23 protein-coding genes are annotated in these 25,936 nt (G+C 67.5%); 9 read left to right on the top strand and 14 right to left on the bottom strand.

Going from position 1 to position 25,936, the window contains the following annotated elements:
* Positions 1-606: 606 nt before the first annotated feature.
* From H9651_RS13110 to H9651_RS13080, 7 genes are all read right to left on the bottom strand, one after another.
* Positions 607-1,815: a lipopolysaccharide biosynthesis protein gene (locus H9651_RS13110; RefSeq protein WP_191719775.1), complete on the bottom strand. Its 1,209-nt coding sequence runs from the start codon at positions 1,813-1,815 to the stop codon at positions 607-609.
* A gap of 11 nt (positions 1,816-1,826) precedes the next feature.
* Positions 1,827-2,885, bottom strand: a complete 1,059-nt coding sequence (locus H9651_RS13105; protein WP_191719774.1) for a polysaccharide pyruvyl transferase family protein — start codon at positions 2,883-2,885, stop codon at positions 1,827-1,829.
* Positions 2,882-3,691, bottom strand: a complete 810-nt coding sequence (locus H9651_RS13100; protein ID WP_191719773.1) for a glycosyltransferase family 2 protein — start codon at positions 3,689-3,691, stop codon at positions 2,882-2,884. The genes H9651_RS13105 and H9651_RS13100 overlap by 4 nt, the downstream gene beginning before the upstream one ends.
* Before the next feature lie 366 nt (positions 3,692-4,057).
* Positions 4,058-5,158, bottom strand: a complete 1,101-nt coding sequence (locus tag H9651_RS13095; protein ID WP_191719772.1) for an EpsG family protein — start codon at positions 5,156-5,158, stop codon at positions 4,058-4,060.
* A gap of 37 nt (positions 5,159-5,195) precedes the next feature.
* Positions 5,196-6,269, bottom strand: a complete 1,074-nt coding sequence (locus H9651_RS13090) for a glycosyltransferase (protein WP_191719771.1) — start codon at positions 6,267-6,269, stop codon at positions 5,196-5,198.
* Between the two features lie 20 nt (positions 6,270-6,289).
* A complete protein-coding gene (locus tag H9651_RS13085) occupies positions 6,290-7,210 on the bottom strand; it encodes an NAD-dependent epimerase/dehydratase family protein (protein ID WP_318244874.1) in 921 nt (306 codons plus the stop codon).
* A gap of 55 nt (positions 7,211-7,265) precedes the next feature.
* Positions 7,266-8,780 carry a sugar transferase gene (locus H9651_RS13080; RefSeq protein ID WP_191719769.1) on the bottom strand — a complete coding sequence of 505 codons (1,515 nt, stop codon included), beginning with the start codon at positions 8,778-8,780 and terminating at the stop codon, positions 7,266-7,268.
* A 129-nt stretch (positions 8,781-8,909) separates the two neighbouring features.
* On the opposite strand from H9651_RS13080, the gene H9651_RS15065 reads away from it, so the two are divergent.
* Positions 8,910-10,706, top strand: coding sequence for a DUF4012 domain-containing protein (locus H9651_RS15065; RefSeq protein WP_191719768.1), 1,797 nt, complete (start codon positions 8,910-8,912; stop codon positions 10,704-10,706).
* Here H9651_RS15065 and H9651_RS13070 read toward each other — a convergent pair.
* Complete coding sequence (locus H9651_RS13070; protein ID WP_191719767.1) at positions 10,672-11,154, bottom strand: GtrA family protein; 483 nt, start codon at positions 11,152-11,154, stop codon at positions 10,672-10,674. The two genes, H9651_RS15065 and H9651_RS13070, sit on opposite strands and share 35 nt — an antisense overlap.
* A 66-nt stretch (positions 11,155-11,220) precedes the next feature.
* Here H9651_RS13070 and H9651_RS13065 point away from each other — a divergent pair, with 66 nt between their 5' ends.
* Positions 11,221-12,036 (top strand): glycosyltransferase family 2 protein, encoded by an 816-nt coding sequence (locus H9651_RS13065; protein ID WP_191719766.1) that lies wholly within the window; start codon positions 11,221-11,223, stop codon positions 12,034-12,036.
* On the top strand, positions 12,033-13,568 hold the full coding sequence (locus H9651_RS13060; protein ID WP_191719765.1) for a hypothetical protein: 1,536 nt from the start codon (positions 12,033-12,035) through the stop codon (positions 13,566-13,568). The genes H9651_RS13065 and H9651_RS13060 overlap by 4 nt, the downstream gene beginning before the upstream one ends.
* 11 nt (positions 13,569-13,579) lie before the next feature.
* Here the strand turns inward: H9651_RS13060 and H9651_RS13055 are convergent, their stop codons facing one another.
* Together H9651_RS13055 and H9651_RS13050 are read right to left on the bottom strand one after the other, a co-directional pair.
* Entirely contained in the window at positions 13,580-15,031 is a 1,452-nt protein-coding gene (locus H9651_RS13055) for a polysaccharide biosynthesis tyrosine autokinase (protein ID WP_191719764.1), read from the bottom strand.
* Between the two features lie 89 nt (positions 15,032-15,120).
* Positions 15,121-16,482 (bottom strand): polysaccharide biosynthesis tyrosine autokinase, encoded by a 1,362-nt coding sequence (locus tag H9651_RS13050; RefSeq protein WP_191719763.1) that lies wholly within the window; start codon positions 16,480-16,482, stop codon positions 15,121-15,123.
* A 109-nt stretch (positions 16,483-16,591) separates the two neighbouring features.
* Between H9651_RS13050 and H9651_RS13045 the strand changes: the two genes are divergently transcribed.
* A complete protein-coding gene (locus H9651_RS13045; protein ID WP_191719762.1) occupies positions 16,592-17,743 on the top strand; it encodes a hypothetical protein in 1,152 nt (383 codons plus the stop codon).
* 113 nt (positions 17,744-17,856) lie between these two features.
* Here the strand turns inward: H9651_RS13045 and H9651_RS13040 are convergent, their stop codons facing one another.
* A complete protein-coding gene (locus H9651_RS13040) occupies positions 17,857-18,453 on the bottom strand; it encodes an arsenate reductase/protein-tyrosine-phosphatase family protein (protein WP_191719761.1) in 597 nt (198 codons plus the stop codon).
* A gap of 190 nt (positions 18,454-18,643) precedes the next feature.
* Between H9651_RS13040 and H9651_RS13035 the strand changes: the two genes are divergently transcribed.
* Positions 18,644-19,990, top strand: coding sequence for an HNH endonuclease (locus H9651_RS13035; RefSeq protein ID WP_191719760.1), 1,347 nt, complete (start codon positions 18,644-18,646; stop codon positions 19,988-19,990).
* Between the two features lie 86 nt (positions 19,991-20,076).
* Here H9651_RS13035 and H9651_RS13030 read toward each other — a convergent pair whose 3' ends face one another.
* Complete coding sequence (locus H9651_RS13030) at positions 20,077-20,253, bottom strand: CsbD family protein (RefSeq protein WP_191719759.1); 177 nt, start codon at positions 20,251-20,253, stop codon at positions 20,077-20,079.
* 317 nt (positions 20,254-20,570) lie between these two features.
* Between H9651_RS13030 and rplM the strand changes: the two genes are divergently transcribed.
* The 3 genes from rplM to glmM are packed head-to-tail and all read left to right on the top strand — an operon-like array spanning position 20,571 to position 22,897.
* Positions 20,571-21,017 carry a 50S ribosomal protein L13 gene (gene rplM, locus H9651_RS13025; protein WP_191719758.1) on the top strand — a complete coding sequence of 149 codons (447 nt, stop codon included), beginning with the start codon at positions 20,571-20,573 and terminating at the stop codon, positions 21,015-21,017.
* 27 nt (positions 21,018-21,044) lie between these two features.
* Positions 21,045-21,521, top strand: coding sequence for a 30S ribosomal protein S9 (gene rpsI, locus H9651_RS13020; RefSeq protein ID WP_191719757.1), 477 nt, complete (start codon positions 21,045-21,047; stop codon positions 21,519-21,521).
* A gap of 11 nt (positions 21,522-21,532) precedes the next feature.
* Positions 21,533-22,897 carry a phosphoglucosamine mutase gene (glmM, locus tag H9651_RS13015; RefSeq protein ID WP_191719756.1) on the top strand — a complete coding sequence of 455 codons (1,365 nt, stop codon included), beginning with the start codon at positions 21,533-21,535 and terminating at the stop codon, positions 22,895-22,897.
* Between the two features lie 251 nt (positions 22,898-23,148).
* Here the strand turns inward: glmM and H9651_RS13010 are convergent, their stop codons facing one another.
* Complete coding sequence (locus tag H9651_RS13010) at positions 23,149-24,093, bottom strand: Ppx/GppA phosphatase family protein (RefSeq protein ID WP_191719755.1); 945 nt, start codon at positions 24,091-24,093, stop codon at positions 23,149-23,151.
* A 193-nt stretch (positions 24,094-24,286) separates the two neighbouring features.
* On the opposite strand from H9651_RS13010, the gene coaA reads away from it, so the two are divergent.
* A complete protein-coding gene (gene coaA / locus H9651_RS13005; protein WP_225216757.1) occupies positions 24,287-25,255 on the top strand; it encodes a type I pantothenate kinase in 969 nt (322 codons plus the stop codon).
* Between the two features lie 42 nt (positions 25,256-25,297).
* On the opposite strand, the gene H9651_RS13000 is transcribed toward coaA, so the two are convergent.
* The gene (locus H9651_RS13000) at positions 25,298-25,903 is read right to left on the bottom strand and encodes an acyltransferase (protein WP_191719753.1); all 606 of its coding nucleotides are present in this window, start codon (positions 25,901-25,903) and stop codon (positions 25,298-25,300) included.
* Positions 25,904-25,936: the final 33 nt, after the last annotated feature.

The following is a 25,936-nucleotide window of genomic DNA, read 5'->3' as shown; positions in this document are numbered from 1 at the left end:
AGTACGAAGCAATCATGAACACCGACGTCGCCCTCGCGGCGTGACTACAACCCGTCACCTATCCGTGCGGCAGACCCTTCTGACATGCGTCGCCGACCGGAACAACGTAAGAATCAGGAACGCTGCACCCGTACGTGCAGGGATGTAGTCGCGACGGCGAGGGCGACGTCGGTGTTCCGGAGCCGCCGACACGGGGCGGCGACGAAAAGACCGTCCGCGGGTCTGCGACCACCAGCGGGCGTTCCTCCCTACAGGCTGCGCGACGCAGTTGCGACGACGCCGCTGAATCACCGCAATATTGCTGCTTGAGCAACAGCACTCGCTTCCTCACCTCACGTCGCTGCGCCCTCTCCTTTCGCCATCCGCGCGCGCCGTCCCTGACCCCGCCACCGCAATCACTTCTACAGCGCCAGGGGGTGAGCCCCTACGTCGGTGGCGATGCGCTCGATTGGGGCATCGTGCTCGCGGTTGCTCGCGATGCGCACAACGGTGTCGCGGAAATCGCTCGGGTGCGGCTTAGGTGCGAGGAGGGTCTCCCGGGCTGTCCTCACGAGGCAGCTGAGCTCATGGGATCGAGCCCTGCAACAGACCAATCCATCAACTTGTTCAATCCACCGAACGAGCCTTTCCCCGTCGGTGGAGCATGATGTAAAGAGCCGACGCTAAGACAACCTCCGCGGCGAGTGCAGCCCAATATGCGCTTGCGAAACCGATGCTTGGGAGCAACGCGATCGTGAGTCCCACGGTGACCGCGGCCGCTGCGCAAATCACCCACGTCCGGGGCCATCGAAGGGACGCGATGGAGCTCGCCGCTTGCAATGGGATATTCACGCCTCTCGAGAGGAGAACCAGAGCGAAAGCCGGGGCCCACTGCTGCGCGAGTAAGTAGGCATCCCCGTAAAGCCAGGCTAGAACGCCGCGGGAACAGAAAAACCAAGCGGCACTGATCGGTATGGTGAAGGCGAGAACCGACAGAACCTGACGCTTAAGCTCAGACCTGAAGACCTCGGGGCGCTTCCCGCTGACCGCATGCCACCGTCCCAGGAGGAAGCGCTGGCTATACGCATTCGGCAGCATCAGGATTGCGGTGATGAAGAGGTAGATTACGGCGAGCGATCCGGCTTCTGTTAGGTACCCTTGGCTCGACATAACCAGAATACTCGCTCGGTAGTAAAGCATGAAGAGAAGGCCAGAGAGGGCGTAGGGGAAGCCCGCGACGGCCACGTCTCTCCACGTTAGGGGGGATATCCCCCGTGCGCTGGGGAGTCCTAGCAATATCGTTATCAAGCACGCGGCCGCAAAAGCGCCTGACATCAGCCAGTAGGCGGCATGCAGATCTTCGAGACCCGCGAGCCACAACGCCGCCAGGGCTATTACTTTTGCTGCCTCGGGTGCAATCAGAAGGAGACCAACGCCGGGGAAGTCGCGCGCACTCTGCCTACTCGACGCGAGGATGCTGAACAGTGAGATCATGCAGCAAAGAGCAACCGTAAAGGCCAGTGCGGATCCCAGCGCCGGGACGACGGCGACGACGATACCGACCACAGTGGCGCCGATGACAGATGTCGTCCCCCAGATGCGGAGGTATGGCTTCACGACATCCCGAGCGGACCGTCCTTGACGCTCGACCGCGTCAAGCATCACATTTTGGCTGCCCATCGACGTGAACACCGCCAGCGCCGCAGCCCCGATCATCGCCGAGGCCACCACTCCGAAGGCGGACTCGCTCATGATCAGTGAGAGGCCGGTCTGGAATGCGAACGAGAGGGCGGCGGCAACCATTGTGCCGCCCGCAACCCATATGGGGCCGCGCATTTGCAGCCTCCTCATAACGATCGTTGCCGCAAATGTGCGATCCACGCTTCGATTGCATTAGTGGAGATGTCTTCATGCGCCTGGCGGTGAGGACCCTGGGTTTGGGCCCACGCTGACACCGTCTCCAACCGCCCCTGTGCGTCTGGACCGACGTAACTGACCTCTTCGCCGGAGTCGGGGTGGCCTATATCAGTCAGAAAGTCAATGCACTTTTTGTGGTGCTTCGAAAGGCGGAACGGCACGTCGTAGATGTGAGCCGCTATGGCGCCATGGAGGCGGTCCGACAGAACGAGCCTGCTCGCAGCGATGATGGCGAGTGTTTCACGCGGGTCGCGATGGGCGACAGTAGTCACGCTGAGCCCGTGTTGTCGTAGCGCGGACGCCACCTTTGCACAGATGGCGGAATCCTCGGCGTTACTCGGCTGCATTAAGACAACGGTCACGGTTTCGGAAGGCGAAGCCTGGTTGACCACGCTCGTGGAAAGCCAATCGGACAGAAACGCGGCGTCGTGCGCTCTCCGCCCCAGCTCCCCGATCGCGGCAGGTATGACCACGATATTACTCCCCACGCCCATGGGGTCGACGGGCAGAAGCCGCCGCGCTGCGTATGCGATGTCGGAACTGTAGGTAACCTGCGGGTGCGCCGCCGCCAGTTCCTGATACTCGGAATAGCTTCGGAGTCCCACCCAAGACATTTGGGCAATGATCCGATTGGGAGGGATCGACTTCCCTTCCATCACCCCGACCCCGATCGCACAGTAAGAGATGCGCCCTCTAGCGGACGCCACCATCTCGAGGTGGCGCATCGAAAGTGGGGGTCTGGCCCCGAGGATTGATCCCCCGCCGAGCGTAAGGCTTCGGGCGCGTCCGAGATTGCGCACTGCGTATACATTGCGGGTCAATTTGTCGAGCCGTCCGTCGCCCGCGTTCGACACAATGGGGCGAGCCCAGTCCTCCGCGGCGAGGGCTGTGGTGAGCACCTCCCTAAACAGGTCGTCCCCGAAGTTGTGAAATCCGTAATATCCTGCCAGCACATCGGCACGGCCTGACAGCACGCGGCTGAGGGTCACGTTATGCTCCCGCCTCTTGGCATGCGTCGATATCGGGCCTGGCGCAAGAGACCAACGGGTACTTTCGCTACCAGCCAGGCTATGTGTGTGATGAACTCAGTCTTTCCCAGGTGGCCTAGCTCTCGCAGGCGCATAGCGTTCCGGAAGGTCGCCGCGTACATCTCCCTTTGATCTGCGCCTTCACCAGAATGCCCGAAGGGCGGCTTGCTCGCAAAGCAAAGCGGCGCGGCGATGAATCTCGTTGTGCCTGGGTTGGCGGTCGCGACGAGCAGTGCCATGTAGTCTTCGGCGCGCCGACCACCCAGGGCGAACATCGTCTGCGCAACTTCTCGTTTCGCCACGATGGAGGAGGTCGGAATTGGGTTTCGTCGCAGAAAGTGACGTCGTTTCAAAGCGCGGATCGGGGCACCGCTTATAGTGCTCCGCAGATCGTCGGTGCCCACCTCGAAGCGCCAGGGGCGTTGGTGGCCGACGAGCGAAGCGCGCCCGCTAGTCAGCAACGGGGCGACGGTCTCCAGTTTCTCGATATGCCACTGATCGTCCGCGTCGAGGAACGCAACGTGCTCACCTTCGGCTTGTTGCGCGCCGAGGTGCCGTGCGAGACCCGGGCCCACGTTCTCCGGCAGGCAGATTAGGCGGATGGGTGGCGCCGAATCGAGTGCACCCAGGTATGCCTTAAGGAGCTTTAGCTGCTCGGGATCAGAGGCGTCGTCGACAATGATGAGTTCCTTTGCTGGCATGGTCTGGGCGACAACCGAACTGATGGCGCGGGTAGCGTCCGAAGAGTTGTTGTGGACTGGAACCACTACCGACACACTTACCTCGGGGCGGTATGTTGGGGCCGCTCCGCTCGGGAGCCAGCTGAACTTGGATGCCTCACTGGGCAAGACGAGCCTCCGGGGGGTTTGGAAAGTGATTGCCGGGTGGTTGATCCAGGCGACGGTGTATAGATGTGACGCGTTCGCCGCGATGCTGAGCGCCGCTTCGGACACCATTCCCCTGATCACGTACCACCGCTCGGGGGTGGTCAGCGGCGCACGCCGTGGGCTGCGGGAACTGCGCGGTGACTGTCCGTCGGTCCGCGGGCACGCAACGGTTTTCACACCCCAGCGGTTTAGCGGCTGTCGGTCCCGGGCGACGAGCGGCGGTTGGGAGGGCGCGGAGGTGCAGTATCAAGACTGGAAACCGTTCTCTGTTTGATACGGAAGAACGCCGTTGAATGACGGTATGTATACCAGCATGTGCGCGATGGCTAGGATCGCGAGGATGCACATAAAAAGCCTGGGATGCCGGCTCCTCGCCGTCAAGGCTGGGAGCAAAAAGATCATATAAATGCTGAAATACATTTCTAGGCGGGCTACTGGGATGGAGATAAAACCCATCAGTATCAAGCCCGCGCTCAATGCCACATAGACCCCGTACCGCTGGAGGTCCATAGGCAGGTCTTTTTTGACGTTAGCCAGCAGCGCGACGACGACAATCGCCACTCTGACGGCGGCCATGAGAATCGTGCCGGTCCCCGCAACTTCTGCCTCTTCGATGTAGCCGCCGTACCTCGGGTTTAGGAAGTCAGCAAAATTAGCCAGAATCGTTAGGGCGCTTCCTCCCACCGCAGTAGCGGCGAATACGAGGGTAATTACCCGCAGTCGGAGCTTCCACGTGGCGGTGACTAGCTGAACGAGCGGAACAACGATCGCCGACACGTGGAAGGCGCTCGCAAGGGCGTTGAGCGCGATGAACTTCCACGTTGATTTGCCGAAGTAGCTATAGGCAAGGGCTGACAACCCTACGGCAATGCTCTGTCGAACTTGGTTGAAGGATATGAAGTAGAAGCCCATCCCTATGTAAAGAAGAAGTGAAAGTGCGCGGTGACCTGAGAGTCGACGGATCGCGATGTATATAGGAACGACGGAGGCGACGGAGGTGGCGAGGATGATCGCGGATGGGTCAGGGGAGATCTGTTTGACGAGAAGTGAGAAGATCGTGTACCCCGCCTCATGCGGGGAGTTCGCGATCGAGGTCGCCCAGTCGCGGGTGTCTAGTCTGGCAAAGACGTTCGCATAGATGTAGTAGTCCGTTCCGACGTGAAACCGTAGGCCCGCAACGCCCGCCAAGACCGACATGATAAAAACGTCGGAAAGCCCCCAGCGCACTGGCGTGTCGGCCGCCCCTGGGTTGTTCGCTGGCTGACGGCGGCGGAGCTCCCGTCCGGCAAGGTCGGCGGCCCAGGCCAGTACCACGACGACCGCGGTTATTGTTACGTAGAGGGTCATGTCAGCGGACGGGACGTGATACTCGGCAGAACCTGGTTCACCGGCTAGCACTCATCCAGCGATGGTACAGCTCCAGCGAAGCGGTGCCGATCTCGTCGTCTGTGAGTGCAGCCCTCGCATGCCTCTGGGCTGCTTCGCGCATTGTCTTGCGTAGGGCGGGGTCCTCCAGGAGTAGGCGCGTGGCCTCGATCAACTCGGGGTCGCTGTCACAGACGAAACCCGTCTCGCCATGGACGATGGCGTCCCGATTGCCTACGACGTTGGTCGTCACGCATGGTACCCCGCAGCTCTGGGCATGGATAAGGGAAAGGGACATCCCTTCCCAAAGAGTTGGGAACAGAAAGACTGCCGACTGGGCGAGAAGATCGTCGAGTTGCTCGGGGGCAACCCAGTCAAGCACCTGCACCGGCGAATCCGCGAACCACTCTCGCGGATAATTCCCGTTCCCTGCGCCTACCCACACGAAATCCGCCAGGTGCCCGAGAGCGCGTGCAACAGCCGCGAACCGCCAGGGTGCCTTCTGGTAAACGACCCTCCCAAGCATCAATACTCTCAACCGCTGAACCGGGGTGTGCGGTCGGTCGACTATCGAGCTGCGTGGCACTCCTGACTGCAAGAACGCTAACTCTTTGGCTCGCAACCGTTGCCGCGCGATCTCGACTTCCGACACGGAGGTCAGGATCAAAGGGTCTAGCCGGGCCATCGCGCGTTCCGCCGCTTCGGTCGCCCATCTGTTGGTGAGGCTCTTATCCTCGCGGAGGAAAGAGAACCCGTGTGGCGAGTAAACCCGCAATACATCCTCGCGTCTCCGGCGGACAGTCCGCCCCAGCGCGCCCGCGATTGAGGAGTGCAAATGAACTACGTCATAGTCGCCAGAACGCATCTGAGCGCGCAGTCTGCGCCGGAGTTGCCAGGAACGAGTGAGGTGACTCTTGCCTGTCACGGGCGGATGGAGCTCCACGCGGTCGCCGAAGCGCTGCCGCAGGTCGGATTCGGGAGGCGTGTCGGCGCGGCGTGCGTAGAGCACCGCAACGCGTGCGCCTGCCGATGATTGCCGGTTGCCTATGCTCGAAATGAAGGAGACAATCCCGCCGCCCATGGCCTCGGTCACGTGCAAGACACGAATGGCATTCAAACCAGGATACTCATTTCCGTCATCAGCGAGGCCCACGTAGCTTCAATTCCCTCTCGCAGGGGCGTATGTTTCGGCGTGCCAAAATGCGACCTGTATGTCGAGGTGTCGAGAACGACGCGCTCGACAAAGGTTGGTGGGGTTGCGCGCCGCTCGGTCATCGGCTGGATCCCTGTGACTGCCGCGACAACATCGACAATCTCGTTGACCGAATATGGGGTTCCGCTACCTATGTTCACGACGGGGCCCGCGCTGGGCTTGCCGACCATAGCGCAGATCATGTCGGCGACATCCTCCACATAGATGTAGTCCCGAACCATCGAACCATCCCCATACACGACGATCGGTTCTCCGCGCGCGATGCTCCGAAGGAATATCGGGATCACGCCTTGCTTCCGGTCGCGATGTTGCCTGGGGCCGAACGGGTTCGAGATTCGAAGGGCGGTGGACCGCAAGCCCGCGGTCCGGCCGAAGTACCGCAGGTAGCCCTCGATTGTGAGTTTGCCGATCGCGTATGGAGAGATGGGGTTCGGTGTCGTGCTCTCGGATAACGAAACCGCCGAAGTGTCTCCATAGATCGCACCTCCGCTGGATGCAAAGTACACGTGCTCCACGCCAAGCTCTGCGCATGCGCGAAACAGCTCGATTGAACTCGTGATGTTCGTGCGCACGTCGAGAAGTGGGTCGATCTCCGCCGTGGCGGGTGTCGTGGTCGAGAGGAAATGAAAGACGATTTCGCGATCGCGGACGGCTTCCTTCACTTCCCCGACGTTCATAAAATCGCCCGTGACTCGCTCAACGTTGCCGGCTTCAAACCTTGCTCGGCCATTCGAGAACCGGTCGAAGACCCGCACGTCGTGTCCGTCGCGCGCCAGAGCGTCGACTACGTGGGAGCCGACGAAGCCGTTGCCGCCGATCACCAAGCACCTGCTCATCATGACCCTTTCAATAATGGATATGTGTTCCGGGTGGCGGTTAATGTGCGGTGCTGCCTGGCGCTACAACAGCGCGAACCGTCTTGAGGAGAATTAGGACGTCGCCCAAAAGGCTCCAGTTCTCTACGTAAGACAGATCTAGCCGAACTGACTCCTCCCACGAAAGCGTCGAGCGTCCGCCCACTTGCCACGCCCCCGTGATGCCCGGTTTTGCCAGGAACCTGCGGTGCACGTGATCCGCGTACTTCTCCACTTCATTGGGGAGCGGCGGCCGCGGGCCCACGAGCGACATAGAGCCTGCGATCACGTTGAGCAACTGGGGGAGCTCATCGAGGCTGTACTTGCGCATCATGCGACCGATTGGCGTCACTCGCGGATCATCTCGCATCTTGAAGAGCACTTCGTTGCCGGCGTCGCGCCGCTCTCCCGCGAGCTGTGGGAGGAGTCCTTCTGCTTTGTCCACCATGGTGCGGAACTTAAGCATGGTGAACTCCGCACCTCCGAGGCCTATCCTTCGCTGCTTGAAGAGAACTGGACCGGGAGATGAAGCGCGAACCACGGCGGCCAGCGTGATGAGGAGCGGGCTGAGGACTACGACGCCCGCGACCGCTAGTACCAGATCCACCACGCGCTTAGCGAAAAGTTGGCCGCCACTGAATCGTGGCGTCTCGACGTGGATCAGCGGCAACCCGGCGACTGGCCGTGTGTGGAGCCGGGGCCCAGCGATGTCCACGAGGCTTGGTGCGAGCACGAGGTGCTGTCGGCCAGCCTCAAGGCTCCACGAGATCTCTTTCACCTTCGAGGGAGGTAGGTCGTCCGTACTGGTGACGGCGACTGTGTCAGCGCCTGTGACTGCCAAAGCCCTGTTGACGGTGTCCACTGTCCCCATGATTGGAATGGTGGTGCCTCGGATGGTGTCGGCGATCTTGCCCGTGGGTACGCAGGCCCCGACGACCAAGTAGCCCGCCTCGGGTGTACGACGAAGTTCGTTCGCGATGTGAGTGACGCTCTGCTGTGAGCCCACCAGCAACACGCGAGCGCAGTACTCACCGCGGCGACGGCGGCGATTGATCCACACGCGCCAAAGCCCTCGTTCGATGAGCAGAGCGACAACTCCCACGGGAAGGCTGATGAGCAGGAAACCCCGTGCGACATCTACCCGGAAGAGGAACGCGAGGATGGCGATGAAGCCGAACAGTCGGAGACTCGCATCAAGGACCCTGCGATACTCTGCCGTGCCGTTGCCGACGATGCGGTGGCTGCGGGAGTCAATGAGCCGCAGCACCCACATCCACGCGATGACCAATCCGGTCGAAAACAGCCAATATGAGAACTCCGAAATGCGGGCATCTGCGCGCATCGCGACATCGACATTTCCGAGACCGAACCAGATGACCTGCGCACCGAACACGACGACGATGAGGACCACGAGGTCGCTGACGATGAGGCGTTTCGCATAGGCAGGGCGCCAGTCCTTGACCGCTGGTCCGCTGGGCGTGCGTTCTGTGGGGCCGAGCTCGGCCGCCTCTTGCGGGTCGGCAAAGGTCGTGGTCATTGGTGTGAGTTCCGGTCGTGCCCACGTTTACGGGGCGGTAGTGCCGTGTACTGCATTGTCATGGATATATCCCCCCTTACAACATAGCCAATGAAAAGCCCACCCAAAGTCAGCGCCTAGACTGCGGAGGTGTCCAGCGCGCAACAACGCACCGTGCTCCGGAGGCCCCGGTTCTGGGTTCTCACGGTCACCGCCCTCGTGCTCATCGCTCTCATCGCCGGTGGCGCTTTGGCGGCCAAGACGCTGGCCGACCGCGCTTTCGCCGCGCGAGACGCGCTGCAGAGCGCTGTTCCGCTCGCAGCCACCGTGAAGGAGCAGATCCTCGCCGGCGATTCCGCGGCTGCCCAGCAGACCGTGGCGCAGCTGCAGGAGCTGACGGCCGAAGCGCGTGCGCAGGCAGACGGCGAACTCTGGCGCTTCGCGGAGCGGTTGCCTGTCGCCGGACCGAACCTCGTCGTCGTGCGCGACGTCGCTGCGACGATCGACGACCTGGTCGTGCGGGCGGCCCTGCCCGCATCGCAGATGAACCTCGACGGGCTGGCCCCGGCGGGCGGACGCATTGACACGGCAATGCTCACGCAGGCATCTGAGCTTGTCGATCAAGCCGCCGCTGCTGTCGCCGACGCCCGCGCCACCATCGATGGCATCGACCGCAGCAGCATCGTCGACCAGGTGGCATCCGGCGTCGACCAGCTCGACCGCGTGGTCGCCCAGATCGAACCGCTCATCGCACCGGCGCAGCAGGCGCTTGCCGTGCTGCCCGGCATGCTGGGCGCCGAGGGCCCCCGCAATTACTTGGTGCTCGTGCAGAACAACGCCGAATCGCGGGGCACAGGGGGCAATCCCGCTGCGCTCGTGCTGCTGCATGTCGAGGACGGCGCGATCTCGATCGCGCAGCAGGCATCGAGCCAGGACTTCATGAACGGCAGACCGAACCCTGTCGCAGAGCTTGATCCCGCGACCGTCGCCCTCTACGGCGACAAGGTGGGCCGTTACATGCAGGACGTCACGATGACGCCCGACTTCGCGGAGTCGGCGCGCATCATGGGCGCGTTCTGGGCGGAGACGTTCGGAACGCCCATCGATGGCACGGTGTCCATTGATCCCGTCGCACTCAGCTACCTGATGGCGGCGACCGGCCCGGTGAGTCTGCCGAACGGCGACGTGCTGGAGTCGAGCACCGTGGTGGCCAACCTGCTCAACGAGGTCTACTTCCGCTACCCCGACCCCGAGATACAAGACGCGTACTTCGCCGTCGCGGCAGGCGCGATCTTCGACGCCCTCACGTCGGTCTCGAACCCCCGCCAGCTGGTCGATCAGGTGAGCCGAGCAGTCGAAGAGGGTCGCCTGCTCTACGTGCCGACGTCGCCGGCCGAAGCTGAGCTCATCGCCGGCACCCGCCTCACCGGCGCGCTGCCGACCGACAACGCCGAGACCACGCTCATCGGCTCGTACGTGAACGACATCACCGAGGGCAAGCTCAACTACTACATGGACACCGCCGTGGCCGTCGCGGCGGACGTCTGCGCCGTCGCAGGCGACCAGGCTCCCACTTTCACGGTGACCACGTCGCTCACCTCGACTCTGAAACCCGATCAGGTGCGGGGCCTTGCCCCCTATATCTCGCCCGGCCGCTTCTTCCCGAAGGGCGTCATCAGCACCGACCTCGTGGTCTACGGTCCCGTGGGTGCGACGTTCGTCTCAGCGAACATCGACGGCGTGCCGGTCGCCGCCACACCCGTCGAGCACCTCGGTCGGCAGGCGGTCAAGGTCAACGTGATCAACGACCCCGCCTCGTCGCACGCGGTGACCGCGGTCTTCACCGGCGCGGCCGGGGCCGATTACGGCCCGGTCGAGGTGTGGCACACCCCGATGGTGCGTCAGACGCCCGTCACGATCGATGCGCCGGGGTGCCCGGCTCCGTAGCCGCGCGCGGGGCGGGCGAGACGCGGAACACGACGCCGTGGTAGAAGCCGAACCGGGCGAGCACCACGACCACGATGCTCGCGAGATTGACGACGTTCACCACGAGGGCGCCCGGTTCGCGATCGAGCAGCGACGCGGCGGCATCCACTCCCAGCCAGACGATCACCGCACCGAGCACGGTGCAGAAGGCGTTGACGGCGATGAAGAGCGACACCTCGAGCCAGCGCTGTCGGCGCGCGCGATGGCGGAATGTCCACTGGCGGTTGCCGAAGTAGGCATTCACCAGCGCGACGAGCGAGGCGACGATCTTGGCGGCGACGGCATCCCAGCCGAAGCCCACGAGCAGCAGATTGAACACCGCGATCTCGATGACGGTGCTGATCGCGCCCACAGTGAGAAACCGGGAGCCGAGCGCGAGGAGGCGCTTCGCGCGCGGGGGGAGCTGCATGATTCGACTACGCTACAGGGATTGCCTGAAGGGCACCGCACAGCCACCAGCACGGGAGATCGCGACGTGAGTTTCGAGCACATCGTCGTCGTCATGCCCGCGTACAACGAAGCGCCGGGCATCGCCGAGTTTCTGCTCGAGATCCACGAGCATGTCGCGCCGCTCGCCTCGCGGCTCGACATCATCGTCGCCGATGACCGCTCCACCGACGCGACCGCTGCGGTCGTCGCGGGGCTCGATGTGGCGCGTGTGCAGGTGCAGACGCAGGCCCGCAATCGCGGACACGGGCCGAGCGCGCTCGCGGCCTACCGCGCCGGGCTCGCCGTCACCCCCGATGTCATCGTGCACGTCGACGGCGACGGCCAGTTCGCCGGCGCCGACATCGCCCGCGTGATCGCGGCGCTCGACACCGCGGGCGTCGATATCGTGCACGGCGTGCGTCGCGGACGCGAAGACCCCTGGTACCGTCGCGCGCTCAGCTTCGGGCTGCGCATCGCGGTGCGACCATTCGCCGGGCGCGGTGTGCCCGACATCAACACTCCGCTGCGGGCCTACCGCCCCGAGCAGCTGCGCGCCCTGATCGAAGCACTCGGGGCCGATGCCATCGTGCCGCACGTGCACTTCTCCCTCGCCGAAGCGCGGGCGGCCATGCCCGTGGCCTACGTGTCAGTGCGCAGCCTGCCCCGCCGCGGCGGCGGGCCGGGCGGCACGATGTGGGGGAGCCCGACGCAGCCCAAGGTGCCCCCCAAGCGACTGCGCGCGTTCGTGCGGCAGGCCCTGGCCGAACTCTGGCAGCTGTCGCTGCGGCCGGGCGCGCCGATGCGCAGCCTGTCGAACGGTGCCGCCGAGCGGTCCGCGCGCGTCGCGGACGACGCACGATGACGATGCGCCGCGCGGTCGACGCGGCGTTCTGGGTGTGCGTCGCCCTGCTCGCCGCCGCCCACCTCATCGTGCTGTGGCAGAGCATCGCAGCCAACGCGCTGTGGGAAGACGAGGCGTTCAACCTGACGGTGCCGGTCAACCTGCTGGCCGGGCTCGGTTACACCAGCGACGGCACGCTGTCGGGCAGCACGCTGACGCCGTTCGATCCGCGCATCTCCACGGGACCGGTCGTGCTACTGCCGATCGCGGCGGTGCTCGCGACGGGCGCCGATCTGGTGGCCGGCGCGCGACTGGTGCCCGCCGCGTTCTACGTCGCGCTCATCGTGGCGGTGTGGGTGCTCGGGCGCCGGGTCGGCGGGCGCTGGGCCGCGCTTCTCGCCGTGACCGTGCCGCTCGCCTTCGACGCCACGGCACCCCCGTCGCCCATTCAGGGGCCGGCCGACATCTTGGGCGAGGTGCCCGCCGCAGCACTTATCGCGTGGGGGCTGGTCGCGCTGCAGCGCCGGCCGTGGCTGGCGGGACTGCTGCTCGGCCTCGCCGTTCAGGCCAAGTACATCTCGCTCCTTGCCGCTCCCGCCTTCGTGGTCGTGCTGCTGCTGAGCCTGCCCGGCGTGCCGCTGGTGCGGCGGCTGCGGTCCGCGATCGTGCCGGCCGCGCTGGCGCTGGTGCCGACGGTCGTGATAGAGGTGTGCGCGCTCATCGCGCTCGGCCCCGCCGGCTTCGTGCGGCATGTGCTCGACACCGTGCGCTTCGTGCGCTCCGCCGGACAGCCGGGCGTCGAGACCACGGTTGGTGAGAAGCTGGCGACGCTGTCTCAGTCATGGCACGTCCCGGGCGTGTGGGTGGCGGTGGCCGCTGTGACGGCGGCCGTGCTCGTGGTGGCCGCCGTGGTGGCGGTCGGGCGCATGCCCGAGCTGGGCGACCTGCGTCTGGGGACTGCCGCATCTGTGCGTGCCACTGCGCCGCTGCTCGCCGGCGCGTCACTGGGCGCACTGACCTACATCGCCTGGTGGTCGACGGCCGCGCACACGCCGCTGTGGGTGCGTCACCCCGCTCCCGGTCTGCTGGCCTTCGTGCCGGTGCTGGTCGCATTCGTCGTGCCGGCAGTGCGCCTGCTGTGGGCGGCGGGGGAGCGGCGCGCCTCGGCGCAGCGAGCCGTCGACGGCGACACTGTCGCCGGGCCGTCGACCATGACGCGCGTGACTCGCGCCGCGCTGGCGGTGGCGACGGCGCTCATCGTGGGCGTCGCCGTTGCGCAGACGGTCACCGCGGCCTCAGCCGCGCTGGCATCCGACGACGCAGTATTGGCGCAGCAACGCGACATCGCCGCCGAGATCGCCACGGTGGATGCCGAGTGGATCGCCACTCAGTGGGGCGGCGCCGTCAGTCTCGTCGTGCTGGCCGGGTCGCACGTGGCCCTCACCGACGCCCCGCCCGAGAACACCGCCGGCTACCCCGTGCTCACGAGCGACACGGCACTGTGCGAGCGGCCGCTGACGGGCGCCCCGCCGTTCGTCGTCTGCGCTCCCTGACGCGCGGAAGATCAGGCGTTCTGGCCGACCTTGGTGCGACGCCCCCGGCGTCCCTTCACCTCGGCGCGCGTCATCTCGACGGCTGCCTGCTCGTGGTGGTGGGTCGAACCATAGGTGTAGGTGCCGTAGCCGTAGCTGTCGGGGCCCTTGGTGGGGAGCATCGTCACGACGACGCCTAGCAGGTTGCCGCCGGCCGTCTCGAGGGTGCGCATGGCGCCCGCGAGATCCTGCTTCTTGGTCTTGCCCGATGCGGCGACCAAGATGACGCCGCGCGTCTTCTTGCTCAGCACCGCGGCGTCGGTGACCAGCAGCAGCGGCGGCGCGTCGATCAGCACGTAGTCGAAGTGCTCGGTGAGCGCGGCGAGCATGTGGTCCATCGCCGACGACCCGAGCAGTTCGCTGGGGTTGGGCGGCACGGGGCCGCTCGTCAGCACGAAGAGCTGGTTCGCGCCCCACTTCTGCAGTGCATCGGCCAGCGGCACGCGACCGATGAGCACGTCGGTGAGGCCCACTCCGCCCTCGAGACCCATGTAGTCGGCGACGCGCGGCAGGCGCAGATCGCCGTCGAGCAGCGCGACGCGTGCGCCGGTCTCGGCCAGGGCGATGGCGAGGTTGGCGGTCGTCGTCGACTTGCCCTCGCCGGGGCCGGCGCTGGAGACGACGAAGCTGCGCGGGCCGTCTGCGACGTCGAGGAACTGCAGGTTGGTGCGGAGGCTCCGGAACGACTCCGCACGCGGGCTGCGGGGGTCGGCGTGCACGATGAGCGGACGCTTGGCGGCCTCGGGGTCGAAGGCGATGCCGCCGAGCATGGGCTTGTCGGTGAGCGCTTCAAGGTCGCTCAGCGTGTGGATGCGCGTGTCGAGCACGGTGCGCAGCACCGCGAGCCCGACACCGGCGGCAAGGCCGAGCAGCGCCCCCAGCGCGATGAGCAGCGGGATGTTGGGGCTGGCGGGCGACGTAGGAGCCGTCGCCGGCTGCGTGATCGTGATCTGCACCGGGCTGATCGCCTCGGCGCTCTGGGGCCTTTCGAGCGTGGTCTGCACGGCCTGCGCGAAGCTGGCCGCCGTCGCGTTGGCGATGGCCGCGGCCTGCTCGGCATCTTCATCGGTCACCGAGATGTCGAGCAGCACGGTGTTCAGCGGCGTGCTCGCCGAGACCTGCGGGGCCAGCTCACCAGCCGACACGTCGAGCGAGAGCTCCTCGATCACGGGGTCGAGCACGAGAGCGGTGGGAATGACGTCGACGTAGCTGGCGACCATCTGCCGGGCGAACGTCGTGCCCTGCACGAGATCGCCGGTGGCGGCACCCTCGGTGCGCACCGAGACGTACAGCTGCGTGGATGCCTCGTACTTCGGTGCCTGCATGAAGGCGTACCCGGCACCGCCCGCGATGCCTGCGATGAGAAGCACAAGGAGCAGGATCCAGTTCTTGTGCAGGATGCGCAGGTAGTCGCGAAGTTCCACGCGGGGGTCTCCCAGGGGTGAGGTGGTCGGGTTCGGTCATTCTCCCACAGCGGTGCGGACCGGCCAGGACGCGCCCGGTCGGCCCGCTGTCAGTGCGACGCGTACGCGTACGTTCCGTACGCCGTCTTATCAGCACCCGCCGTCGGCACCATGGTGACGACGGTGCCCAGCACCTGCGACCCGACCGCCTCGATGCTCTGCACGGCGCTCGCGAGGCGCGGTCTGGTCGTCGAGCCCGCCGCGGCGACGACGATCGCGCCGTCGGTGAATCGCGACACCACGGCGGCATCGGTCACGAGCAAGGTCGGCGGGGCATCGATGATGATCACGTCGAACGCCGCCTTCAACTCACCCATGAGCTTGCCCATGGCCGTCGAGCCCAGCAGCTCGGCCGGATTGGGCGGCACGGTGCCCGCCGGCAGCAGGAACAGTGTGCCGCGGCCCCAGCGCTGGATCACATCGGATGCCGCGACGCGACCGACCAGCACGTCCGCGAGCCCGAGGCCTCCCTCGATGCCGAAGTAGTCGGCCACCTTCGGCTTGCGCAGATCGCCGTCGAGCAGCGCCACCCGCGCGCCGGTCTCGGCGAAGGCGATGGCAAGGTTGGCGGCCGTCGTCGACTTGCCTTCGCTCGGCCCCGCGCTGGTGATGACATAGGCCGCGGCCCCGCCGCCGATGGCCAGGAACTGCATGTTCGTGCGCAGCGATCGGTAGGCCTCCGCGCGGGGATCGCGGGCCGCAGCGGCCACGACGAGCGGCCGCTTCTTCGCCTCGGGATCCAGCGCGATGCCGCCCAGAGTGGGCGCGCCGGTGATCTCCTCCACGTCTTTGACGGTGCGGATGCGGGTGTCGAGCACTTCGCGCAGCAGCGCGATGCCCACCCCGGCAGCCAGGCCCAGCAGGCCGCCCAGCGCGAGGGACAGGCGCATGTTGGGTGCCGTCGGGGCGAGGGGCACCTGGGCAGGCTGCAGCGTCTCGATGCGCACGGGCGACGGCCGATCGCCGGTGGGTGCCTCGAGCCGGGCGGCGACCACCGCGGTGAAGCTCTCGCCGACGGCGTTGGCGATGCGGGCGGCCCGCTCGGGACTCGCATCGTCGACGGTGACGTCGATGACGACGGAGTTGAGGCCCGCCGACGCGTGCACCCGGGCGGCCAGCTCTTCGGCCGTCTCATCGAGCCCCAATTGCTCGATCACGGGGTCGAGCACGATGGAGCTCGCAATGACGCTGACATAACTCGTCACCGCCTGCCGGGCGAAACTCGTGCCCTGGTTCAATTCCGAACTCGAACCCTTGTCTCCGCCGACGGCGACGTACAGCTGGGTCGATGCCGAGTAGCTCGCGGGCGTGGTCAGCGCGGCCAACGCACCGGCAGAAACACCGATGAGGGTGAGCGAGATGATGAGGACGAGATTTCGGCGCAGGATGCGCACATAGTCCTGAATAGCCACGTCGCTCCTGCCTCGGGGTGGGATATCCTGCGCGGGGTATCCTTTCACGAATTGTCCCGTCACTTTTCGCCGCCTGCGGCATTGCGCCGCCTCCGCTTGCAAAGGCCTCATGAGCACTCTCGCCGATCTGTTCGACGATGACCGCGCCACCGCGCCCGGCGCCGCCGCCGCCGGCGCCGGGCCGCGGGAGTTGCCGGGCGCCGCGGGACTCGCGCAGATGCTGGGGGCCCCGCGCCGCGAGACCGTGCGCGCGCCGGTCGACGACACTCCTCGCCTGGTCGAACTCGTGCGCAGCGCCTCGCAGAATGCCGCTCCGGTCGTGCTGGCCGGCGGTGCGAAGTCGAAGAAGTCGTCGTCGCGTGGGCGCAAGCGCACCGATTGGCTGAGCGTGGTCGTCGCGGTGTTCGCCATCGGGGTGGTCTCGGCGACGGCCGTGTTCGCCGGCATCCAATTCGCCTCCGCCAGCCCCGCCGCAGGTGCGCTCGATTCGCTCGCTGCCGACGAGGCGGCGCTCGTCAACGCCGAGCAGGCCCTCGCGACCGCTGCCGCGCGCGTCGAGGCCGACGTCGCCGCCGCCCGCGAAGACGCCGCACGCCTGGAGCCGGCGCTCGTCGCGGTGGAGGGGTATTCCGACGAACCCGCTCGGGCCGCCGCCGTGCAGGCGCTGCAGGACTACCGCGCCGGGCTCGACGCCCTCGTGCTGCCGCAGCTGCCCGCGCCCTACGCGCGTGCCGCCCTCGATGAGCAATCGCTCGCCGATGTCGGAGCCGCGATCGACCGCGTGCAGCAGCTCTCGGTCGACATCGACGCGCCGTCGCAGCAGACCTCGGCGCTGCGCACCACCGTGACCGGGCTGCGCGACGGGTTCGCGGCGCAGATGGCGGCCTTCGGCACGACGTTCCCCGCCTGGGCCGAGGGAGTCATCGCAGAGAACTACGCGGCCGATGAGACCTTGGCAGAAGCCCTGGCGGCCACCGCTGCCGCCGTTGCGGTGCCGGCAGAGGGCGGGCTGCTCGGTGTGGAGGCGATGCTCACCCTGCCGGCGCTCGTCGATGCCCTGCGCGAGGACCACCAGCGCGTGCTCGACGAGATCGCCGCCGAGGAGGAAGCGCGGGAGAATTCCGGTGGCGGAGGTTCCGGCGGGTCCGGCAGCGACGAGACTCAGCCGGGTGAACCGGCGCCGGAGCCCGAACCTGGCACCGAGCCTGCGCCTGAGCCGGTGCCCGAGCCCGACCCCGGTGCCGAACCGCCGGTGGGGTGAGACGGGCCGGTCGGTCAGACTCGCCGGGCGGGTGAACCGGCGCGGTCGGTGAGACTGGCCGGCGGGTGAACCGGCGCGGTCGGTGAGCCGGCGCGTTGCGGCGGCGCTGCGGCTCAGGCCGGGATGGCCGTCCGTACCACTCGCACGACCTGGTCGATCGCGGGAACCAGCTGCGAGCCCGAGAGCTCGTAGGTGTTCCATGACCGACGGTAGGGGTCGATGACGTCATCGTCGGCGGGATCCGCCGGCGGCAGCGAGACGCCGCGGTGCGCAGCGACCGATGCCACAGCGGCGCGCAGCCGCGCAGAGGCATCGGTGCCGGCGCCGTCGGCGGCCGCGACGATCTCGGCATCTGTGGTATCGGCGGCCAGCCGGGCGAACTCGCGCAGGGTGAAGGTCGAGCGCAGCCGTGCGGGCGCGAGCTCGACCACGGCGCGACGGTGCTCGCGGGCCATCGCGAGGATGAGGTCGGGCGAGGCGAGCATGCGACTCGTCAGCGTCTGCGATCGGTGCTCGGCCGACAGCTGCGCAGGCACGCCGTGCATGGCGGCGAGGCGCTGCGCCTCGGCCGGCATCTCTGCCCCGCCCATGTCGTAGGTCCCGCCGCTGTTCACCGTGCCGGGCAGTCCGGCGAGGCGCGTGCGCAGCAGCTGCTCGGCCAGCGGGGATCGGCAGATGTTGCCGGTGCAGACGGTGATGATCTCGAACACGGACGACCTTTCGTTTCGGGCGTGAGGGTCTGTGCCACTGTATCGGGCGGCCCACTGCATCCTGGGCGTAGACATGTTCTAATGTCGCGGCACGTGTCAACTCCCACTGCACAGGTGATTCCCGCGTTAAGTTATCCACAGAAGAAGAAATGTTCTAGACTGCGGCTTGCGCGCGAGGTAGAATCGCCGTATGAACGAACCCCTTCGCAACCTCATCGCAGCGGTCGCCGCTGTGGCTGAGGGCTGGCCCGACGTGGCGGTCGAAGGTGCGGCGGGGTCGTCGCTGGTCGCGCTGAACGACGCCCTCGGCAGGGTGCGACGGCTCACCGACGGGCTGCACGCGCAGGTGGCGGCCGAGATCGCCCGGCAGTCCCGCCCCGAGCTCGGGCCCGACGGGCTGGCGAAGACGCAGGGCTACCGCAACCCGACGGCGCTCATCGCGGCCACGACGGGTTCGACCAACGGAGAAGCGGCGCGTCTGGTGCAGGTGGGCGAGGCGACGGCGCCGCGGTTGCTGCTCTCCGGCGAACGTGCGCCGGCCCGGCATCCGCACGTCGCCTGCGCGGTCGACGCGGGGCGCATCGGGGCGCCCGCCGCGGCCGCGATCATCGGCATGCTCGACAGGGTCGTGCTGCGTGCCGGCCGCGAGGCGACCGAGGCCGCCGAGCGCACGCTCGTCGAGCAGGCCCCCGGTCTCTCCGCCGACCAGTTGGCCAAGCTCATCGCGCGGGCTGAGGCCTGGCTCGATCCCGACGGTGTCGAACCACGCGAAGACGAACTGCGTTCGCAGCGCTACCTGCACATCCGCGAAGAGCGCAACGGCATGACGTCGCTGTCGGCCATGCTCGACCCCGAGCATGCGGCACCGGTGCGCGCGGCCCTCGAGGCGCTCGTGTCGGCCGATCTGAGGGCACCGCGCGTCGCTGAAGCTCCGGGTTCCGAGCCGTCGCGCCCCTCCATCCCCAAGCTGCAGGCCGACGCACTGGCACGCCTGTGTGCGCACGCGCTCGGCTGCGATCACACCGACCTGCCGCTCGAGGGGGCGACCGTCGTGGTGCGCGTCACGCTCGACGACCTCGCGCAGGGCACGGGGAGCGCCACCATCGACGGCATGACCCAGCCGGTGTCGATCGGCACCGTGCGGCGCATGGCTGCCGGCGGAAGCGTGATCCCCTGCGTGCTCGGGGGCAAGAGCGAGATCCTCGACTGGGGTCGCAGAAAGCGGCTGTTCACCAAGGCGCAGAAGTTCGCCCTCATCGAGCGCGACGGTGGCTGTGCCGCATGCGGAGCCCCACCGGGAATGACCCGAGTGCACCACATCCGATGGTGGTTGCGAGATAGCGGCACGACAGATCTGTCCAACGGAGTGCTGCTCTGCGACTCGTGTCACCACCGCGTGCACGACAACGGGTATGAGATCCGCATCGACGGGACGGGTGTCGATGCCGATGTGTGGTTGATCCCGCCGCCGTGGGTGGATTCCACCCGCACGCCCCGGCGCGGCGCACGCAAGCGGTTCGACTTCGTGCCAGCCTGAACGGCCGCGACGATGCAGCGACCCGCCCCGAACGCGACGAAGCGGCCACCCCGTAAAGGGTGACCGCTTCGTGTGCTTGCCGACTGCTACTTGTCGGTGAAGGCATCCTTCACGTCATCTGCGGTCTGCTTGCCGTGAGCCTTGGCCTGGTCCACGTGGCCCTCGGTCTCCATCGACTTGTCGTCGGTGGCCTTGCCGATGCCTTCCTTGGCCTTGCCCTTGAGCTCTTCAGCCTTGTGCTTCATGTCATCTCCGATAGCCATGGGCTCTCCTTCCTCGTGGCAACGGCCGGGTCGCGGTCGTCGCGGGTCTTGGATCCTGATCGGATGCTTCGACGCTAATCGGGCGGCCGCCCACGGCGCAGGGGGTTGCCAGCCGGCGCTCCCGCGCGTAGGGTCCCGCGCCCGGCCGGGGTGCGCAGGGCCGGCGTGCTAAGCTATCTCTTTGGTGCAGGCCGCCTGCTGGCCGGCACCGCGAACGTGAGCCCTCCACTGGCGTGTTCGACCGCTTCTGCGGCACCGAACCACCCCGGAGTGGGATTCACGAACTCCTCCGTTCGACACAAGAAAGCAGCACTATCGTGACGCGCACTTTCACCCCCAAGGCTGGCGAGATCCAGCGCGAGTGGCTGGTCATCGACGCAACAGACGTCGTCCTCGGCCGCCTCGCCTCGCACGCCGCCGCGCTTCTGCGTGGCAAGCACAAGGCGACCTTCGCCAACCACATGGACTCCGGTGACTTCGTCATCATCGTCAACGCCGACAAGGTCGCGCTGACGGGTCAGAAGCTTCAGAAGAAGCGGGCTTACCGCCACTCGGGCTACCCGGGCGGCCTCAAGTCGATCAACTACGAGGAGTTCCTCGAGAAGAACCCGGCCCGCGCCGTCGAGAAGGCGATCCGCGGCATGCTGCCGAAGAACAGCCTCGGCCGCCAGCAGCTGTCGAAGCTGAAGGTCTACGCCGGTGCCGAGCACCCCCACTCGGCGCAGCAGCCCAAGACATACACCCTCGACCAGGTCGCCCAGTAAGCGCCCCTCAGATTTAAGGACAAACTGATGGCGAACATCGAAGAGACCCCGCAGAACTACTCCACCGAGACGCCCGCCGAAGAGACGCAGGCCGCCGTTGAGCGCCCCGTCCTCTCCGTTCCCGGCGCAGCGGTCGGCCGTCGCAAGCAGGCCATCGCCCGCGTGCGTCTGATCCCCGGCTCCGGCACGATCACGGTCAACGGCCGCACGCTCGAGGACTACTTCCCCAACAAGCTGCACCAGCAGCTGATCACCGACCCGTTCACGGTGCTGAACCTCACCGGTGCGTACGACGTCATCGCGCGCATCTCCGGTGGCGGCGACTCGGGCCAGGCCGGCGCGCTGCGCCTCGGCATCGCCCGTGCCCTCAACCAGATCGACGCCGAGAACAACCGCCCGACCCTCAAGAAGGCCGGCTTCCTCTCGCGTGACGCCCGCGTCATCGAGCGCAAGAAGGCCGGTCTCAAGAAGGCCCGCAAGGCGCCTCAGTACTCGAAGCGCTGATCCGAGCGCACATGGCGCTGTTCGGTACCGATGGTGTGCGGGGGCTGGCCAACGGCCCCCTCACCGCCGACCTCGCGCTTTCCCTGGCCCAGGCGACTGCTGTCGTCCTGGGCCAGGGGCGTATTGCCGAGGCTCGGCGCCAGGCGGGCAAGCGGCTCACCGCCGTCGTCGCCCGCGACCCCCGCGTGTCGGGGGAGTTCCTCGCGGCCGCCGTCTCAGCGGGCCTCGCCTCGTCCGGTGTCGACGTGCTCGACGCCGGCGTGCTGCCCACCCCGGCGGCGGCGTTCCTCGTCGCCGACCGCGACGCCGACTTCGGTGTGATGGTCTCGGCCTCGCACAACCCGGCGCCCGACAACGGCATCAAGATCTTCGCCCGCGGCGGCTCGAAGCTGCCCGATGAGGTCGAAGCGCGCATCGAAGAGGCCATGTCGGGCCCGAAGCTCCAGCCCACCGGTGGCGCCGTCGGTCGCATCCGTCGCTTCGCCGACGCCGAGGACCGCTACGTCGTGCACCTGCTCGGCTCGCTGCCGCATCGCCTCGACGGCCTGCACGTCGTGCTCGACTGCGCGCACGGTGCGGCATCCGGGGTGTCGCCCGAGACCTTCCGTGACGCCGGCGCCCGCGTCACCGTCATCGGCGCCGACCCCGACGGCATGAACATCAACGACGGTTTCGGCTCGACCCACCTCGATGTGCTCGCCGGTGAGGTTGTGCGCGTCGGTGCCGACATCGGCATCGCCCACGACGGCGACGCCGACCGCTGCCTCGCGGTCGACGCCGCAGGCAACATCGTCGACGGCGACCAGATCATGGCGATCCTCGCGCTGTCGATGAAGCAGCGCGGACGGCTGAAGAAGAACACCCTCGTGGCGACGGTCATGAGCAACCTGGGTCTGCACCGCGCCATGACCGAGCACGGCATCCACGTCGAGCAGACTGCGGTCGGTGACCGCTACGTGCTCGAGCGCATGGCCGCCGGCGGGTTCTCGCTGGGTGGCGAGCAGTCGGGCCACGTGATCATGAGCGAATACGCCACGACCGGCGACGGGCTGCTCACGGGGCTGCACCTGTGCGCCGAGATGGCGCGCACCGGCCGCACCCTGGCCGAACTGGCATCGGCCATGACGGTCTACCCGCAGGTGCTCATCAACGTCACCGACGTCGACCGCACCCGCGTCAACGACGATGACGCCGTGCAAGAGGCGGTCGCCGCAGCGACGGCGTCGCTGGGGATGTCGGGCCGGGTGCTGCTGCGCGCGTCGGGCACCGAGGCGCTCGTGCGCGTGATGGTCGAAGCCGAGACGGCGGATGCCGCGGCATCGGTCGCCGGTGACCTCGCCGCCGTTGTGCGAGAGCGACTGGCGCTGCCCGCCTGAGCCCGCCTGTCGGTGAGAATTCCGACATGTGATCGCCGAACACTGGCGCTGACGTTTCTGCATGCGATACAAAAGTGGCATGCACGGCGACTGCGCCGGGCCGACACTGTATCCCCCCACGCAATTGTCTGTGTCCGCCTGGAGCCGTGGGCTCTGCGACGCCCGAGCGCCGGAGCCGGGAGGGGGCCGTGCCACTGGGGCCGGCCCTCTCCCGTTCCCTCTCGACTGGTGCCGTCTCGTTCCCCGACGGGTCAGGCGCCCGGAGGGGTCCAGGACAGCGACTCGATGTAACGCAGCAGCACGCCCTCGCGCAGTGCCCACGGGCTGATCTCGAGCTCGTCCACGTCGAGGATCTTCATCGCCTGGTGCAGCACGACGGCAGCCGCCACGATCTGGAACGTGCGGTCAGCGGTGATGCCGGGCAGCGCCTCGCGCGCCTCGGCCGGTATGCGCGCGAGCCGGGGGATCCACGCCTTCAGCGCCGACCGCGGCAGCACCATGCGCTCGATTCCCGACCACCCGGGCATGGGGTCGCCGGCGAGCTTCGCGAGCGAGCGGATCGCCTTGGACGACCCCACGACGTGATCGGGCTTGGGCATGCCGGCGAACATCTCCGCGACGGGTGCGAGCGTCGCGCGGGCGTGCTTGCGCAGCCGATCCACGTCGTCGTCGCCGGGCGGATCGTTCGGCAGGTACTCCACCGTCATGCGGCCGGCCCCGAGCGGCACCGATGCCGCGGCATCGGGAAGCTCATCGGCGCCGGCCGCGAGCTCGAGCGAGCCGCCGCCGATGTCGAACAGCAGGATCTGCCCCGCCGACCAGCCGAACCAGCGGCGCACCGCGAGAAAGGTGAACCGCGCCTCGGTCTCGCCGCCGAGCACCTGCAGCTCCTGGCCGAGGGCCTGCTCGATGCGGGCGATCACCTCTGTGCCGTTCTTCGCTTCGCGCACGGCGCTGGTCGCCGTCGCGAGCAGCTCGGCGACGTTCTCGTTCGCCGCGATGTCGCGGGCCTCGGCGACGGCGTCGACGAGGGCCGTCACCCCCTCCTCGCTGATGGAGCCGTCGGGCTGCAGATACCGCATCAGCCGCAGCACGGTGCGCTGACTGGTCGTCGCGTGGGGCCGGCCCCCGGGGATCACATCGGCGATCAGCAGGTGGACGGTGTTCGAACCGATGTCGAGAACTCCGAGGCGCACGAGGTCAGCGTAGCGGTGCCGGGGCACGGCGCGATCGGGGCCGCGCGGCGACCGCTGCCGCGCCCGGCCCGCGCACAACGTCGCTGATCCGGGGCCGCGCGGGGCCGAAGCCGCCGGTTCCAGGGTCTCGGCGCGCGAATCGGCGACGTTGTGCGAGGGTGCCCGGCCGGTCGGCACCGATACGATGGGCCCGATGGCCGACACCACTGCCGTGAGCGACGCAGCCGCGCCCGAGCCCCTCGCGCGTGAGCTCTACCGTGAGATCCACCGTGCCGACTGGGCCCGCCTCGCACGCGGCATCCCCAACCCGCTCAGCGAGACCGAGGTGCTGCAGCTGCGCGGCATCGGCGACCGGCTCGACCTCGACGAGGTGCGCGAGGTCTACCTGCCCCTCAGCCGACTGCTGTCGCTGTACGCCGAGAACACCCAGCGCCTGGGTGCCGAAGAGAGCGCGTTCCTGGGCGATGCGAACACCACGACGCCGTTCGTGGTGGGGGTCGCCGGCTCCGTCGCGGTGGGCAAATCCACCATCGCGCGTCTGCTGCGCGAACTCATGAGCCGCTGGCCGGGCACCCCGCGGGTGGAGCTGGTCACGACCGACGGCTTCCTCTACCCGAACGCCGAGCTCGAGCGCCGCGGCATCATGCACCGCAAGGGCTTTCCCGAGTCGTACGACCGCCGGGCGCTGGTCGCGTTCCTCACCGAGGTCAAGAGCGGCGCCGCCGAGGTGCGCGCCCCGTTCTACTCGCACATGCGGTACGACATCATCCCCGACGCGCACGTCACCGTGCGCCGCCCCGACGTCGTCATCGTCGAGGGACTCAACGTGCTACAGCCGCCGCCGTCGCCCAACGACGTCGCCGTCAGCGACCTGTTCGACTTCTCGATCTACATCGACGCCGACGCCGAGCACATCACCCAGTGGTTCGTCGACCGGTTCCTGGCGCTCCGCCGTGCGGCCTTCAGCAACCCGAACTCGTTCTTCAACCGATTCGCCGACATCGCCGACGACGAGGCGGTGACCCAGGCCCTCAGCTTCTGGAACGACATCAACCTGCCGAACCTGCGCGAGAACGTCGAGCCCACCCGCCACCGCGCGACCCTCGTGCTGCAGAAGGGCGTCGACCACGCCGTGGAGCGCGTGCTGCTGCGCAAGCTCTGACGGGGCGGATGCCGGGCGCACCGCCGCGGCGGGTGGATGCCGCTACGCCAGCAGGCGCAGCGTGTCCCCGTTCTCGGCGTAGCGCTCGCCGGACTGCGGGCACACCCACTCGTCGCCGTCGGCCACGAGCGGGCGACCCACGCGCCCGACCCAGCCCACGCGTCGGGCCGGCACCCCGGCCACGAGCGCGTGCGCGGGAACGTCCTTGGTGACGACGGCCCCCGCCGCCACGAGCGACCATTCGCCGATCGTGACCGGCGCGATGCACACCGCGCGCGCGCCGATCGAGGCCCCGCGCTCCACCGTGACCCCCACCGCGTGCCAGTCGTCCGCGCCCTTGAGCGACCCGTCGGGGTTCGCCGCCCGCGGGAACTCGTCGTTGGTGAACACCACGGCAGGTCCGATGAACACCCCGTCGCCGATGACGGCCGGCTCGTACACGAGGGCGTGGTTCTGCACCTTGCAGGCGTCGCCGAGCACGACGCCCGGGCCGATGTAGGCCCCACGGCCGATGTTGCAGTCCGCGCCGAGGCGCGCACCGCCCCGCACGTGGGCGAGATGCCACACGCGGGTGCGGGGTCCCAGCGTGACGTCGTCGTCGATGTCGGCGGTCGGCTGCACGACCGGGGCGTCTGCGGTGGTGGTCACGGCTTCCTCTCGACGAACCCCGTCCTGGCCGAC

Source organism: Microbacterium pullorum (assembly GCF_014836535.1).
Lineage (GTDB): Bacteria > Actinomycetota > Actinomycetes > Actinomycetales > Microbacteriaceae > Microbacterium > Microbacterium pullorum.
The sequence above is the reverse complement of the archived record's forward strand: the minus strand, read 5'-3'. Positions and strand labels throughout refer to the sequence as shown.

Bases quoted from the DNA above. Each gene is read 5' to 3' on its own strand.
- H9651_RS13110 (WP_191719775.1), bottom strand. From the start codon at position 1,815: ATGCGCGGCCCCATATGGGTTGCGGGCGGCACAATGGTTGCCGCCGCC.
- H9651_RS13095 (WP_191719772.1), bottom strand. From the start codon at position 5,158: ATGACCCTCTACGTAACAATAACCGCGGTCGTCGTGGTACTGGCCTGG.
- H9651_RS13080 (WP_191719769.1), bottom strand. From the start codon at position 8,780: ATGACCACGACCTTTGCCGACCCGCAAGAGGCGGCCGAGCTCGGCCCC.
- H9651_RS13070 (WP_191719767.1), bottom strand. From the start codon at position 11,154: ATGCAGCTCCCCCCGCGCGCGAAGCGCCTCCTCGCGCTCGGCTCCCGG.
- H9651_RS13060 (WP_191719765.1), top strand. From the start codon at position 12,033: ATGACGATGCGCCGCGCGGTCGACGCGGCGTTCTGGGTGTGCGTCGCC.
- H9651_RS13045 (WP_191719762.1), top strand. From the start codon at position 16,592: ATGAGCACTCTCGCCGATCTGTTCGACGATGACCGCGCCACCGCGCCC.
- H9651_RS13035 (WP_191719760.1), top strand. From the start codon at position 18,644: ATGAACGAACCCCTTCGCAACCTCATCGCAGCGGTCGCCGCTGTGGCT.
- H9651_RS13030 (WP_191719759.1), bottom strand. From the start codon at position 20,253: ATGGCTATCGGAGATGACATGAAGCACAAGGCTGAAGAGCTCAAGGGC.
- rpsI (WP_191719757.1), top strand. From the start codon at position 21,045: ATGGCGAACATCGAAGAGACCCCGCAGAACTACTCCACCGAGACGCCC.
- glmM (WP_191719756.1), top strand. From the start codon at position 21,533: ATGGCGCTGTTCGGTACCGATGGTGTGCGGGGGCTGGCCAACGGCCCC.
- coaA (WP_225216757.1), top strand. From the start codon at position 24,287: ATGGCCGACACCACTGCCGTGAGCGACGCAGCCGCGCCCGAGCCCCTC.